Origin of the sequence: Streptomyces sp. NPDC048664, from assembly GCF_040650555.1 — a bacterium.
In the GTDB taxonomy this organism is placed as follows: domain Bacteria; phylum Actinomycetota; class Actinomycetes; order Streptomycetales; family Streptomycetaceae; genus Streptomyces.
Genome location: NZ_JBEZHK010000016.1, coordinates 78500 through 92292 on the forward strand (window position 1 = coordinate 78500; position 13793 = coordinate 92292).

The 13793-nt window shown below is 73.5% G+C and carries 11 protein-coding genes and 1 pseudogene; 9 read left to right on the forward strand and 3 right to left on the reverse strand.

Translation table 11 applies throughout. The annotated features are described in order from the left end of the window. From AB0C59_RS19065 to AB0C59_RS19075, 3 genes and pseudogenes are all read right to left on the reverse strand, one after another. Window positions 1-870: a GNAT family N-acetyltransferase gene (locus AB0C59_RS19065; protein ID WP_363005944.1), complete on the reverse strand. Its 870-nt coding sequence runs from the start codon at window positions 868-870 to the stop codon at window positions 1-3. Window positions 871-990: 120 nt separating this feature from the next. After that, window positions 991-1335, reverse strand: coding sequence for a DUF397 domain-containing protein (locus AB0C59_RS19070; protein ID WP_363005946.1), 345 nt, complete (start codon window positions 1333-1335; stop codon window positions 991-993). Window positions 1336-1349: 14 nt separating this feature from the next. Beyond that, window positions 1350-2162, reverse strand: a pseudogene (locus AB0C59_RS19075) (helix-turn-helix transcriptional regulator); the annotation flags it as partial. A 146-nt stretch (window positions 2163-2308) separates the two neighbouring features. Here AB0C59_RS19075 and AB0C59_RS19080 point away from each other — a divergent pair. The 9 genes from AB0C59_RS19080 (at window position 2309) to AB0C59_RS19120 (ending at window position 13747) form a co-directional block, all read left to right on the forward strand. Continuing rightward, complete coding sequence (locus AB0C59_RS19080) at window positions 2309-3109, forward strand: TIGR03084 family metal-binding protein (protein WP_363005948.1); 801 nt, start codon at window positions 2309-2311, stop codon at window positions 3107-3109. Further along, window positions 3106-4788: an acyclic terpene utilization AtuA family protein gene (locus AB0C59_RS19085; protein ID WP_363005950.1), complete on the forward strand. Its 1683-nt coding sequence runs from the start codon at window positions 3106-3108 to the stop codon at window positions 4786-4788. Before AB0C59_RS19080 ends, AB0C59_RS19085 begins: the two co-directional genes overlap by 4 nt. Continuing rightward, window positions 4785-6383 carry a carboxyl transferase domain-containing protein gene (locus AB0C59_RS19090; RefSeq protein ID WP_363005952.1) on the forward strand — a complete coding sequence of 533 codons (1599 nt, stop codon included), beginning with the start codon at window positions 4785-4787 and terminating at the stop codon, window positions 6381-6383. Before AB0C59_RS19085 ends, AB0C59_RS19090 begins: the two co-directional genes overlap by 4 nt. A 5-nt stretch (window positions 6384-6388) precedes the next feature. Continuing rightward, window positions 6389-8239, forward strand: coding sequence for a biotin carboxylase N-terminal domain-containing protein (locus AB0C59_RS19095; RefSeq protein WP_363005954.1), 1851 nt, complete (start codon window positions 6389-6391; stop codon window positions 8237-8239). An 86-nt stretch (window positions 8240-8325) separates the two neighbouring features. Continuing rightward, the gene (locus AB0C59_RS19100) at window positions 8326-9486 is read left to right on the forward strand and encodes an acyl-CoA dehydrogenase (protein ID WP_363005956.1); all 1161 of its coding nucleotides are present in this window, start codon (window positions 8326-8328) and stop codon (window positions 9484-9486) included. A gap of 60 nt (window positions 9487-9546) precedes the next feature. Next, on the forward strand, window positions 9547-11127 hold the full coding sequence (locus AB0C59_RS19105; RefSeq protein ID WP_363005958.1) for a 4-coumarate--CoA ligase family protein: 1581 nt from the start codon (window positions 9547-9549) through the stop codon (window positions 11125-11127). After that, a complete protein-coding gene (locus AB0C59_RS19110) occupies window positions 11124-11864 on the forward strand; it encodes an enoyl-CoA hydratase family protein (RefSeq protein ID WP_363005960.1) in 741 nt (246 codons plus the stop codon). Before AB0C59_RS19105 ends, AB0C59_RS19110 begins: the two co-directional genes overlap by 4 nt. Further along, window positions 11852-12451 carry a TetR/AcrR family transcriptional regulator gene (locus AB0C59_RS19115; protein WP_363005962.1) on the forward strand — a complete coding sequence of 200 codons (600 nt, stop codon included), beginning with the start codon at window positions 11852-11854 and terminating at the stop codon, window positions 12449-12451. Before AB0C59_RS19110 ends, AB0C59_RS19115 begins: the two co-directional genes overlap by 13 nt. 279 nt (window positions 12452-12730) lie before the next feature. Further along, a complete protein-coding gene (locus AB0C59_RS19120) occupies window positions 12731-13747 on the forward strand; it encodes a 2-oxoglutarate and iron-dependent oxygenase domain-containing protein (protein ID WP_363005964.1) in 1017 nt (338 codons plus the stop codon). Window positions 13748-13793 lie beyond the last annotated feature (46 nt).

Sequence of the window (13793 nt, forward strand, 5' to 3'; positions counted from 1 at the left end):
TCATGACCGCGCGGGCTGGTTCGCGATCAGTAGGGTCGTGTCGGTGCGGCGAAAGCCCAGGCGGGTGTAGATGCGGGCGACCACGTCCTGGGCGTAGGCGAGGAAGACCGTCCCCACCCCGTGGTCGCGGGCGTGGCGGGCCAGGGCCGCCGTGACGGCCGGGGCCAGGCCCTGGCGGCGGGCGCTGGGGAGGGTGCCGACACCGCCGATCTCGGTGGCGCCGGCGGCCGGGTGGTAGTGCCCGGCGGCCAGCGGGGTGCCGTCGGGGCCGAGGGCGGCGATGAGGGTCTTGTGCCCGGCGGCGAGCGTGGGGCGCACCGCGTCCACGGTGCCGTCCGCGCGGACTTCACCGGCGACCCTCAGCAGCTCCGCACGACCCGCCGGCCCCACCTCCGTGTCCTGCTGCGCGAACGCGAGGCGGGGCAGGGCGAGGACGGCGGGCAGCACGGGGTCGTCCGCCGTCACCACCCGGAGCGTCGCACCGCCGGGCAACGGGGTGGCGCTCAGGGCGCGGTGCGGCTCCAGTACCATCAAAGGCCGCTCCAGCACCGGCAGTCCGGCGGCCTCCATCAGGCCGCGCATGCCCGGCGCCGTCTCCGCCAGCCACTCGAAGGCCTCCGGCACGCCGAGCTCGCGCTGCCGGGCGCGTACGCGGGCGATGTCGCCGACATCGACGGTGGCGGCGTCGACGTCGATGGTGTCGACGGTGCCCCGGCCGGTGGGCTGGGCGTGGCTGGGGCCGCCGTAGTACGGGGTGCCCGGCCCTTCGCGCACGAACAGCCGGAGCGTCCCGAAGTCCTCGGCCACGGCGAACGACAGGGGCACCGTGGCGTAGTACCGCTCGATCCGGTCCCGCAGGGTGTCACTCACGGGACGTAGTCCACCAGACGCCAAGTCCCGCCTGCCGCCCGCCCCATGCCGGTTCGACCTCGGCCGGCCGGCCGAGGTCGCGGCTCCGCCCACCTCGGCACCGTCACCGCGGCCGGCCGGTCACGAACCGTTCGGACTGACCGCGCTCTCGGTCGCGAAGGCCGTGAAGGCGGTGAACGCCTCGGGGCTCACCGTGAACGCCCCGGCCGCCACGTTCTTGGAGTCCCGGACGGCGATGTGCGCGCTGAGGTCGGCCACCTCGACGCACTGGCCGCCCGTGTCGCCGCTGTGGGAGGACCTGTGCCAGCTGGCGCCACCCATCGGCGCACATTCGACGCACTGGCCGCCCGTGTCGCTGCTGTGGGACGACTTGCGCCAGGCGGCGGCACCCAGCGGTGCGCACTCGATGCAGTCGCCGCCCGTGTCGCCGCTGTACGACGACTTACGCCACTGTGCGCTCGCCATCTCCGGAGTGCTTCCCCATAACGGTGCTCCATCACGTCTGCGATCAGTGCCACCGAGTCCTCCAGGGAGAGGGCCGCGGCCTGCAGGTGATCGTATCGGAAGGAGCCTTCCCTGAAGGCTGACGGATCGGCGGTCATATGGCCCTGGACGAAGTCCTCGGTGTAGACGACGTCCGGGTCCTTCTCGAAACGCAGAAGGCTGAACGAGCCCGGCAGTCCGGTGTGCGCGCCCGCCTTGAACGGCAGGATCTGCACGTTCAGCCACCGCTTCTCACCCGCGGCCAGCAGATGGGCGAGCTGCTCCCGCATGACCTCCGGGCCGCCCACCGCCTGGTGCAGCACCGCCTCGCTCAGCACCACCCAAGCCAGCGGCGGATGCTCGCCCTCCAGGACGCGCTGACGCTCCAGGCGTGCCGCCACCTTGGCGTCCAGATCGCCGCCCTCCGCACGCATGCCCAGCACCGCCCGCGCGTACCCCTCCGTCTGGAGCAGGCCGTCCATCAACTGGGCTTGGAACGTGGAGATGTACGCCGCTCTTGCCTCCATCTCCGCATACGGCTGGAACCAGCTGGGCAGGACGCTCCGCAGCACCAGGCCCACCAGCCGGTCGAACTTCCCGTCCGTGCCCAGCGCCGCGTCCACACGCTGGGAGAAGGTCCGCTGGGGGACCTTGATCGCGGTCTCGATCTGTCCGATCAGCGACCCGGTGCAGTAGAGGATCGCGCCGAGCTGCGCCAGGGTGAGCCCCGCCGCCTGGCGTGCCAGGCGCAGTTCGTTGCCGTAGTACTCCAAGGGCGACCCGGTGGGGTCGAGTTGCCGGATGGTCATTCCGACCACCTCCTGATCACCGAAAGTAGCGGTTCGTATGCGTTCGCGTGACGGCTTGTGGAAGACTCCCGGATGGGGAAATCCATGCGGGGAAAATCCATGCAAGCACGCTTGATTGTTTCTGGCCCCGCTGCCATGCTCCCCCCATGTCCGATCCGACACCGCCCGTGTTCGATGATCTGCACGCCGAGAGCGAGGAACTCGACCGCCTCGTGGCCGGGTTGAGCCCCGCCCAGTGGGCCCTCCAGACCCCCGCCGAGGGGTGGACCGTCGCCCACCAGATCGCTCATCTCGCCTGGACCGACCGGGACGCGCTGCTGGCCGCCACCGACCCCGAGGCGTTCGCGGGACAGGTCGAGAAGGCGCTCGCCTCCGCCGGGACCTGGGTGGACGACGCGGCCGCCGAGGGCGCCGAGCGCTCGCCCGCCGAACTGCTCGCCCAGTGGCGCGCGGACCGGGCCGCCCTGCACACCGCCCTGCGCGCGGCACCCCCCGGCACCCGGATCCCCTGGTACGGGCCGCCCATGGCCGTGCCGTCGATGGCCACCGCCCGGCTGATGGAGACCTGGGCGCACGGACAGGACATCGCCGACGCGCTCGGCGTGAGGCGCGCCCCCACCGACCGGCTGCGGCACGTGGTCCGCATCGGGGTGCGCGCACGCGACTTCACCTACGCGGTGCGGGGGTTGAGCGCGCCCAAGGAGGAGTTCCGTGTGGAGCTCCGCGCCCCCTCGGGCGAGGACACCTGGGTGTTCGGCCCGGAGGACGCCGCCCAGCGGGTCACCGGGTCCGCGCTCGACTTCTGCCTGCTGGTCACCCAGCGGGCGCACCGCGACGACCTCGCCGTGCGCGCCGAGGGCCCCGACGCCGACCAGTGGCTGGACATCGCCCAGGCGTTCGCGGGCCCGCCCGGCGACGGCCGCGCGCCGAAGGGGGGTCCGGCATGAGGCCGCTGCGCATCGGCAACGCCTCCGGCTTCTACGGCGACCGCTTCGACGCCCTGCGCGAGATGCTCACCGGCGGCGAACTCGACGTCCTGACCGGTGACTACCTCGCCGAACTGACGATGCTGATCCTCGGCCGCGACCGGCTGAAGGACCCGTCCGCCGGATACGCCCGCACGTTCCTGAAGCAGTTGGAGGAGGGTCTGGGCCTCGCCCACGAGCGCTCCGTCACGATCGTGGCGAACGCCGGCGGCCTCAACCCGGCCGGACTCGCCGAAGCCGTCAGGGCACTGGCCGACCGGCTCGGCATACCGGTGCGCGTCGCGCACGTCGAGGGCGACGACCTCACCGGCCGGTACCCCGGCAGCCTCGCCGCGCACGCCTATCTCGGCGGGTTCGGCATCGCCGCGTGCCTGCGGGCGGGCGCCGACATCGTGGTGACCGGCCGGGTCACGGACGCGGCCCTGGTCACCGGGCCCGCCGCCGCCCACTTCGGCTGGGGGCCCGACGACCACGACCGGCTCGCGGGCGCCGTCGTCGCCGGGCACGTCCTGGAGTGCGGGACGCAGGCCACCGGCGGCAACTACTCCTTCTTCGCCAAGGGCGACGTACGGCGCCCCGGCTTCCCGCTCGCCGAGATCCACGAGGACGGCGGCAGCGTCATCACCAAACACCCGGGCACCGGCGGGTTCGTGGACGTCGGGACGGTCACCGCGCAACTGCTGTACGAGACGGGCGGCGCCCGCTACGCGGGACCCGACGCCACCACCCGGCTGGACACCGTGCGGCTCACCCAGGACGGCCCCGACCGGGTGCGGATCGACGGCGTGCGCGGTGAGGCCCCGCCGCCCACCCTCAAGGTCGGGCTCAACCGGCTCGGCGGCTTCCGCAACGAGGTCGCCTTCGTGCTCACCGGGCTGGACATCGAGGCCAAGGCCGCGCTCGTGCGGGAGCAGATGGCGGACGCCTTCGCGCGCGCCGAGCGGGCCCCCGCCGAGGTGACCTGGGAGCTGGTGCGGACCGACCGGGCCGACGCGGACACCGAGGAGACGGCGAGCGCGCTGCTGCGGCTCGTCGTGCGCGACCCCGACCAGGCCGTCGTGGGGCGGGCTCTGAGCGGGGCCGCGATCGAACTGGCGCTGGCCAGCTACCCCGGCTTCCACGTGCTCGCCCCGCCGGGCAAGGGGGCGCCCTACGGTGTCTTCGAGGCGGCGTACGTCCCCCAGGGCGACGTCGGGCACGTGGCGGTCCTGGACGACGGGCGGCGCCTGCCCGTGGCCGCGCCGCACGCCACCGCCGTGCTCGACGACGTCCCCGAGCCGCCGCCGCCCGAGCCGCTCCCGCCGGGCCCCACGCGCCGCGCCCCGCTCGGCCTGGTGGCGGGGGCGCGTAGCGGCGACAAGGGCGGGAACGCCAACGTGGGGGTGTGGGCCACCTCGGACGCCGCCTGGCGCTGGCTCGCCCACGAGCTGACCGTCGACCGGTTCCGGGAGCTGCTGCCGGAGACGGCCGCCCTGACGGTCGTGCGCCATCTCCTGCCCGCCGTCCGCGCCCTGAACTTCGTCGTCGAGGGCATCCTCGGCGAGGGCGTCGCCGCGCAGCACCGCTTCGACCCGCAGGCCAAGGGCCTGGGCGAATGGCTGCGCTCCCGCCACCTGGACATACCGGAGGCTCTGCTGTGACGGTCCTCTCCACAGCTGTGGACGTACGCGACCCGGACCACCGGGCCCACCGCGAGGCCATGCTCGCCAAGCTCACCGCCCTGGACGCCGAGCACGCCAAGGCGCTCGCGGGCGGCGGCGAGAAGTACGTCGAACGGCACCGGGGGCGCGGCAAACTGCTCGCCCGGGAGCGCATCGAGCTGCTCCTCGACCCCGACACCCCCTTCCTGGAACTGTCCCCGCTCGCCGCCTGGGGCAGCGACCACACGGTCGGCGCCTCCCTGGTCACCGGCATCGGTGTGGTCGAGGGCGTCGAGTGCCTGATCACCGCGAACGACCCGACGGTGCGCGGCGGCGCCAGCAACCCCTGGAGCCTGAAGAAGGCCCTGCGCGCGCACGAGATCGCGTTCTCCAACCGGCTGCCGCTGATCAGCCTGGTGGAGTCGGGCGGCGCCGACCTGCCCTCCCAGAAGGAGATCTTCATCCCGGGCGGCGCGATCTTCCGGGACCTGACCCGGCTGTCCGCCGCCGGAATCCCCACCATCGCCGTGGTCTTCGGCAACTCCACCGCCGGGGGCGCCTACGTCCCCGGCATGTCCGACCACGTGATCATGGTGAAGGAGCGCGCCAAGGTCTTCCTCGGGGGGCCGCCGCTGGTGAAGATGGCCACCGGCGAGGAGAGCGACGACGAGTCCCTCGGCGGCGCCGAGATGCACGCGCGCGTCTCCGGCCTCGCCGACCACTTCGCCGCGGACGAGCCGGACGCCCTGCGCCAGGCACGCCGCGTGGTGGCCCGCCTGAACCACCGCAAGGCCCACCCCGAGCCGGGACCGGCGGCCCCGCCCAAGTACGACCCCGAGGACCTCCTCGGCATCGTCCCGGGCGACCTGAAGGTGCCGTTCGACCCGCGCGAGGTCATCGCCCGCATCGTCGACGGCTCCGACTTCGACGAGTTCAAGCCGTCGTACGGGCCCAGCCTGTGCACCGGCTGGGCCACCCTGCACGGCTATCCCCTCGGGGTGCTGGCGAACGCGCAGGGCGTGCTGTTCAGCCAGGAGTCGCAGAAGGCGGCCCAGTTCATCCAGCTCGCCAACCAGCGGGACATCCCGCTCCTGTTCCTGCACAACACCACCGGCTACATGGTCGGCAAGGAGTACGAGCAGGGCGGCATCATCAAGCACGGCGCCATGATGATCAACGCGGTCAGCAACAGCCGGGTGCCGCACCTGTCCGTGCTCATGGGCGCCTCCTACGGGGCCGGGCACTACGGCATGTGCGGGCGGGCGTACGACCCGCGCTTCCTGTTCGCCTGGCCGAGCGCCAAGTCCGCCGTCATGGGCCCGCAGCAGCTCGCCGGCGTCCTGTCCATCGTCGCCCGGCAGTCCGCCACCGCGAAGGGGCGGCCCTACGACGAGGAGGCGGACGCCGCGCTGCGCGCCATGGTCGAGCAGCAGATCGAGTCCGAGTCCCTGCCGACGTTCCTGTCCGGGCGGTTGTACGACGACGGGGTCATCGACCCGCGCGACACCCGCACCGTCCTCGGCCTGTGCCTGTCCGCGATCCACACCGCGCCCTTCGAGGGCGCGCGCGGTGGGTTCGGCGTCTTCCGGATGTGAGGCCCATGATCACTTCAGTCCTGGTGGCCAACCGCGGCGAGATCGCCTGCCGCGTCTTCCGCACCTGCCACGAACTGGGCGTCCGCACCGTCGCCGTGCACTCGGACGCCGACGCGGGCGCGCTCCACACGCGCACGGCCGACGCCGCCGTACGGCTCGAAGGGGCGGCGCCCGCCGACACCTATCTGCGCGCCGACAGAATCGTGAAGGCCGCCCTCGCCTCCGGCGCCGACGCCGTGCACCCCGGGTACGGCTTCCTGTCCGAGAACGCCGACTTCGCCCGCGCCGTGATCGACGCGGGCCTGGTGTGGATCGGGCCGCCGCCCGAGGCCATCGAGGCGATGGCCTCCAAGACCCGCGCGAAGAAGCTGATGGGGCTGGAGCCGCTCACCTCCGTGACCGCGGACGACCTGCCGGTCCTGGTGAAGGCCGCGGCCGGCGGCGGTGGCCGCGGCATGCGGGTCGTACGGCGCCTGGAGGACCTGGAGGCCGAACTGACCGCCGCGCGCGCCGAGGCGCTCGGCGCCTTCGGCGACGACGAGGTCTTCGTCGAGCCGTACGTGGAGGGCGGACGCCACGTCGAGGTGCAGGTCCTCGCCGACACCCACGGCACGGTGTGGGTGCTGGGCACCCGCGACTGCACCCTCCAGCGACGCCACCAGAAGGTGATCGAGGAGGCCCCCGCGCCGGGCCTGGCCCCGGAACTGACCGCGTCCCTGTGCGCGATGGCCGAGCGGGCCGCCCGCGCCGTCGACTACGTGGGCGCCGGCACCGTCGAGTTCCTGGTGGCGGACGGCACGGCGCACTTCCTGGAGATGAACACCCGCCTCCAGGTCGAACACCCGGTCACCGAGGCCGTGTTCGGCATCGACCTGGTGGCGCTCCAGATCCGGGTCGCGGAGGGCGAGGCGCTGGCGGCCGAGCCGCCGCGCCCGCACGGCCACGCCGTCGAGGCCCGCCTGTACGCCGAGGACCCGGCCGCCGGCTGGGCCCCGCAGACCGGCACCCTGCACCGCCTGGCGGTCCCCGGGGTGCGCCTGGACGCGGGGTACGCCGACGGCGACACCGTCGGCGTCCACTACGACCCGATGCTCGCCAAGGCGATCGCGCACGCGCCCACCCGCGCCGAGGCGGTCCGGAGGCTGGCGGGCGCGCTGGAACGGGCCACCGTCCACGGCCCGGCGACCAACCGGCACCTGCTCGTACGGTCCCTGCGCCACGAGGAGTTCACCGCCGCCCGCATGGACACCGGCTTCTACGAGCGCCACCTCACCGCCCTGGCCGACCCCGCCCCCGACCCGCACGCCCCGCTGGCCGCCGCCCTCGCGGACGGCCACGGCCGCTCGCGCTTCGGCGGTTGGCGCAACCTCGCCTCCCAGGACCAGGTCAAGCGCTACCTCATGGCGGGCGAGGAGCACGAGGTCCGCTACCGGCACACGCGCGAGGGCCTGGTGGCGCCGGGGGTGCAGGTGGTGCACGTGGACGCCGACCTGGTGATCCTCGAACGGGACGGCGTGCGGCGCAGGTTCGAGATCGCACGGTACGGCGACCAGGTCCACGTCGGCGCCACCGCCCTCACCGCCCTCCCCCGCTTCACCGAACCGTCGGCCGCCCACGCCCCCGGCTCCCTGCTGGCCCCGATGCCGGGAACGGTCGTCCGCGTGGCGGAAGGCCTCGCCGTCGGCTCCGCCGTACGGGCGGGCGAGCCCCTGCTGTGGCTGGAGGCGATGAAGATGGAACACAGGATCACCGCTCCCGCCGCCGGCACGCTGACCGCCCTGCACGCCACCCCGGGCCGGCAGGTCGAACCGGGCACGCTCCTGGCAGTGGTGGACGAATCGGCCCACGACGCCTGACCGGCGCCCCGCAGGCGCACCAGCCCCCGACCGCAGACGCACAAGCCACCAACGGAAGCGCACGTCACACCACTCGGGAGACACACATGAGCTCCGTGACGGAGACCGAAGAGCACCAGGCCCTGCGATCCGCCGTGGCCGCCCTGGGCGCCCGCTACGGCCGTGACTACCTCACCACCGTCATCAGGGACGGCGGCCAGCCCGAGGAGCTGTGGCGGGACGCGGCCAAGCTCGGTTACCTGGGCGTCAACCTCCCCGAGGAGTACGGCGGAGGAGGGGGCGGCATCGCCGAACTCTCCATCGTCCTGGAGGAACTGGGCGCCGCGGGCAGCCCCCTGCTCATGCTCGTCGTGTCACCGGCGATCTGCGGCACCGTCATCTCCCGTTTCGGCACCGACGCCCAGAAGCGGGCCTGGCTCCCCGGCCTGGCCGACGGCACCCGCACCATGGCCTTCGGCATCACCGAACCGGACGCCGGCTCCAACTCCCACCGCATCACCACCACCGCGCGCCGTGACGGCGGCGACTGGATCCTGAACGGCCGCAAGGTGTTCGTCTCCGGCGTCGACATCGCCGACGCCACCCTGATCGTCGGCCGCACCGAGGACGCCCGCACCGGACATCTCAAGCCCTGCCTGTTCATCGTCCCCCGGGACGCCCCCGGCTTCGGCCGGCACCGGATCGACATGGAACTGAGCAGCGCGGAGAAGCAGTTCGAGCTGACCATCGACGACGTACGGCTGCCCGCCGACGCGCTCGTGGGAGACGAGGACGCGGGCCTGCTGCAGCTGTTCGCCGGGCTCAACCCCGAGCGCATCATGACCGCCGCCTTCGCGATCGGCATGGGCCGCTTCGCGCTGGCCCGGGCCGTCGCGTACGCGCGCGAGCGCGCCGTCTGGAAGGCGCCCATCGGCGCCCACCAGGCCATCGCCCACCCCCTCGCGCAGGCCCACATCGAACTCGAACTGGCCCGCCTGATGATGCAGAAGGCGGCGCACCTCTACGACGCGGGCGACGACGCCGGCGCCGGGGAGGCCGCGAACATGGCCAAGTACGCGGCGGCCGAGGCCTGTGTGAAGGCCGTCGACCAGGCCGTGCACACCCTCGGCGGCAACGGCCTCACCCGCGAGTTCGGCATCGGCTCGCTCATCGCGGCCGCGCGCGTGGCCCGCATCGCGCCGGTCAGCCGGGAGATGATCCTCAACTACGTCTCCCACCAGACCCTGGGCCTGCCGAAGTCGTACTGACCCGGGGCGCACGCGTACCCGTTCCGTGCCCAGCCGTCCAGCGCCGTACGAGGAGGAACCGTGTTCCGCAGCCAGTACGCAGACGTCCCGGCCGTCGATCTCCCCATCCACGAGGCGGTCCTGGGCCGGGCCGCCGAGTTCGGGGAGCGGGCCGCCCTGATCGACGGGGTGGACGGCACCACCCTCACCTACGGGCAGCTCGACCGGTTCCACCGGCGGCTCGCCGCGGCCCTCGCCGAGGCGGGGGTGCGCAAGGGCGACGTCCTGGCCCTGCACAGCCCCAACACCGTCGCCTTCCCGCTCGCCTTCTACGCCGCCACGCGCGCGGGCGCGTCGGTCACGACCGTCCACCCGCTCGCCACGGCCGAGGAGTTCGCCAAGCAGCTGCGTGACTCGGGGGCGCGCTGGATCGTCACCGTCTCCCCGTTCCTGGACACGGCCCGCACCGCCGCCGAGAAGGCCGGCGGCGTCCAGGAGATCCTCGTGTGCGACAGCGCGCAGGGGCACCGCTCCCTGCTCGACATGCTGGGCACGACCGCGCCCGAACCCGAGGTGGAGATCGACCCGGCGCACGACATCGCGGCCCTGCCGTACTCCTCCGGGACCACCGGCGTGCCCAAGGGCGTGATGCTCACCCACCGGTCCGTCGCCACCAACCTCGCCCAGCTCGAACCCCTGGTGCCGAACGCGCTCGGCGAACGCGTCCTCGCCGTCCTGCCCTTCTTCCACATCTACGGCCTGACCGCCCTCATGAACGCCCCGCTCAGGCTCGGCGCCACGGTCGTCGTCCTGCCCCGCTTCGAGCTGGAGACGTTCCTCGCGGCGATCGAGAAGCACCGCATCACCGCCCTGTACGTGGCGCCGCCGATCGTGCTCGCCCTCGCCAAGCACCCCGCCGTGGAGGGCTACGACCTGTCGTCCCTGAAGTACGTCATCTCCGCCGCCGCCCCCCTGGACGCCGACCTGGCGGCGGCCTGCGCCCGCCGGCTCGGACTGCCCCCGGTCGGCCAGGCCTACGGCATGACCGAACTGTCCCCCGGCACCCATGTCGTCCCCCTCGACGCCGCGAACCCGCCCCCGGGCACGGTCGGCAAGCTCGTCGCGGGCACCGAGATGCGCATCCTGTCCCTGGACGAGCCCGGCAAGGACCTGGGCGTCGGCGAGCGGGGGGAGATCGCGATCCGCGGCCCGCAGGTGATGAAGGGCTACCTCGGACAGCCCGGCGCGACCGACGCGATGATCGACCAGGACGGCTGGCTGCACACCGGTGACGTCGGCCTCGTCGACGCCGACGGCTGGCTGTTCGTCGTCGACCGCGTCAAGGAACTCATCAAGTACAAGGGCTTCCAGGTGGCGCCCGCCGAACTGGAGGCCCTCCTGCTGACCCATCCGGAGATCGTGGACGCCGCCGTCGTCGGTGTCCGCGACGACGACGGCAACGAGATACCGCACGCCTTCGTCGTCCGCCGGCCCGGCGGGGACGACCAGCCCGGGGACGGCCTGTCCGAGGGCGAGGTGAGGGCGTACGTCGCCGAGCGCGTCGCCCCGTACAAGCGCGTCCGCGCGGTCACCTTCGTCGACACCGTGCCGCGCGCCGCCAGCGGGAAGATCCTCCGCCGACAGCTCAGGGAGCGCCCATGACCACCCCCCTCGTACGGTCCGCGCACCAGCGCGGCATGACCACCCTCACCCTCGACTCGCCCGGCAACCGCAACGCCCTGTCGGCCGCGCTCGTCGGTGAACTGGGGCAGGCCCTGACCGCCGCCGCCAAGGACGAGGACGTCCGGGCCGTCGTCCTCACCCACACCGGGAACACCTTCTGCGCGGGCGCCGACCTGCGCGACCCGCCGGATCCGCGGACGCTGGTCGGGGTGCTGCGGCAGATCGTGGAGCTGCCCAAGCCCGTCGTGGCCCGGGTCGCCGGCCATGTCCGGGCGGGCGGCCTCGGCCTGCTGGGCGCCTGCGACATCGCGGCCGCCTCCGCCGAGTCCACCTTCGCCCTCACCGAGGTGCGCATCGGCGTCACCCCCGCCGTCATCTCCCTGACCCTGCTGCCGCGCACCGACCCCCGCGCCATGGCCCGCTACTACCTCACCGGTGAGCGGTTCGGCGCCGCCGACGCCGTGACCGCCGGACTGCTCACCGCGTACGGCGACGACGTGGACGAGGTGCTCGCACCCGTGCTCGACGGACTGCGCCGGTCCGAGCCGCGAGCCCTGGCCGAGACGAAGCGCCTGCTCACGGTTAGGGTGCTGGAGACCTTCGACCGGGACGCGGCGGATCTGACCGCGCTCTCGGCCCGGCTGTTCGCCTCCCCGCAGGCCCGCGAGGGGATGACGGCCTTCCTCGAACGACGGGACCCGGAGTGGGTGGTGTGAGCGCGGTCGACCGCGTGCCCAAGCAGGACCGCAGCCGGGCGACCCGGCAGCGGCTCCTCGAGGCCGCCGTGGCCTGCCTGGCCGAACACGGCTGGGCGGGCTCCACGGTGCAGGTCGTCGCGGAACGCGCGGGCGTCTCCCGGGGCGCCGCCCAGCACCACTTCCCGACCCGGGAGGACCTGTTCACGGCGGCCGTCGAGTACGTCGCCGAGGAGCGCTCCACCGCGATGCGCGACCTGTTCCCGGACGGCGCCGCCGACCGCCGCGCCGTGGTGGCGGCCCTCGTGGACCTGTACACCGGTCCCCTGTTCCGGGCCGCCCTGCAGCTGTGGGTGGCCGCGTCGAACGAGGAGCCGCTGCGGCCGCGGGTGGTCGAGCTGGAGGCGCACGTGGGCCGTGAGACCCACCGCATCGCCGTCGACCTGCTCGGCGCCGACGAGTCCCGGCCGGGCGTGCGCGAGACGGTCCAGGGCCTGCTGGACATGGCCCGCGGCCTGGGCCTGGCGAACCTGCTCACCGACGACGCGGCCCGCCGCCGACGCGTGGTGGCCCAGTGGGCGGCGCTGCTGGACGAGGCGCTCGACTGACCGCCTGCCCGCCTCCTCGGGACCTGGCGGACGCATTCCCTCCGGGGCAGTGAATCCGGCCATACCCGAACCCGGGACCGAGCAGTATCCTTCCCTCCATGCTTCCGATGCTCGTTCGACGCCGCCACGTGGACTTCGTGCGCGTCACGAGCATGGGCTGTCGGCGCTCTGCCTGACCCCAGCCCTCTTCTCTCTGCTCTTCCCTCTTCGTATGGCACCCCGGGCCCCGCCCTACCCTCGGCGGCTGCCCGTGCCCCGTAGACCCCGCGGACGCACCCCATGACGACCACGTCGTACGACCAGCTCCCGATCATCGACCTGTCCGCCGCCGACCGCGGCCCCCAGGCCCGAGCACTCCTGCACGCACAACTCCACAGCGCCGCGCACGACGTGGGCTTCTTCCAGCTCGTGGGCCACGGTGTGCCCCGGGCCGAGACGGACGCCCTCCTCGCCGCGATGCGCGCGTTCTTCGCGCTCCCCGAAGCCGAACGCCTCGCCCTGGACAACGTCCGCTCGCCCCACTTCCGCGGCTACACCCGCACGGGGGACGAGCGCACCCAGGGCGCCCGGGACTGGCGCGACCAGCTCGACATAGGCGCCGAGCGCCCCGCGCACGTGCCCGGCCCGGGGGAGCCCGCGTACTGGTGGCTCCAGGGCCCCAACCAGTGGCCCACCGCCCTGCCCGGGCTGCGCGAGGCCGCGCTGGCCTGGATCGACCGGCTCGGCACGGTCGCCGACCGCCTCCTGCGTGAACTGCTCACCGCCATCGGCGCCCCCGCCGACTTCTACGATCCGGTCTTCGGCGACCAGGCCCACCCTCACCTCAAACTGGTGCGCTATCCCGGCAGCGCGGGGGACGGCGCGGACCAGGGGGTGGGCGCGCACAAGGACTACGGCTTCCTGACCCTGCTGCTCCAGGACCGGGTGGGCGGGCTCCAGGTGCAGCGCGAGGACGGGCTCTTCCATGACGTGCCGCCGCTGGACGGGGCGTTCGTGGTCAACCTGGGTGAGCTGCTGGAGGTGGCGACCGACGGCTACCTGCTGGCCACCAACCACCGGGTGGTCAGCCCGCCCGGCGCCACGGAGCGCTTCTCCGTGCCGTTCTTCTACAACCCCCGGCTGGACGCCCGCATCCAGCCCCTGCCCTTCCCGCACGCCTCCGGCGCCCCCGGCATCACCCAGGACCCGTCGAACCCGCTGTTCGCGGAGTACGGCTACAACGAGCTGAAGGGCAAGCTCAGGGCCCACCCCCTGTCAGCAGCCCGCCACCACACCCCCCTCCTGACAGCAGCCTGACCCACCCCCAAAGGGGCGCGGGGAACCGCGCGAGCAAGGGGCGCGG

Excerpts from the sequence above, each read along its gene's own strand:
- AB0C59_RS19110 (WP_363005960.1), top strand. The coding sequence starts at position 11,124 with ATGACCACCCCCCTCGTACGGTCCGCGCACCAGCGCGGCATGACCACC.
- AB0C59_RS19100 (WP_363005956.1), top strand. The coding sequence starts at position 8,326 with ATGAGCTCCGTGACGGAGACCGAAGAGCACCAGGCCCTGCGATCCGCC.
- AB0C59_RS19095 (WP_363005954.1), top strand. The coding sequence starts at position 6,389 with ATGATCACTTCAGTCCTGGTGGCCAACCGCGGCGAGATCGCCTGCCGC.
- AB0C59_RS19120 (WP_363005964.1), top strand. The coding sequence starts at position 12,731 with ATGACGACCACGTCGTACGACCAGCTCCCGATCATCGACCTGTCCGCC.
- AB0C59_RS19070 (WP_363005946.1), bottom strand. The coding sequence starts at position 1,335 with ATGGCGAGCGCACAGTGGCGTAAGTCGTCGTACAGCGGCGACACGGGC.
- AB0C59_RS19080 (WP_363005948.1), top strand. The coding sequence starts at position 2,309 with ATGTCCGATCCGACACCGCCCGTGTTCGATGATCTGCACGCCGAGAGC.
- AB0C59_RS19085 (WP_363005950.1), top strand. The coding sequence starts at position 3,106 with ATGAGGCCGCTGCGCATCGGCAACGCCTCCGGCTTCTACGGCGACCGC.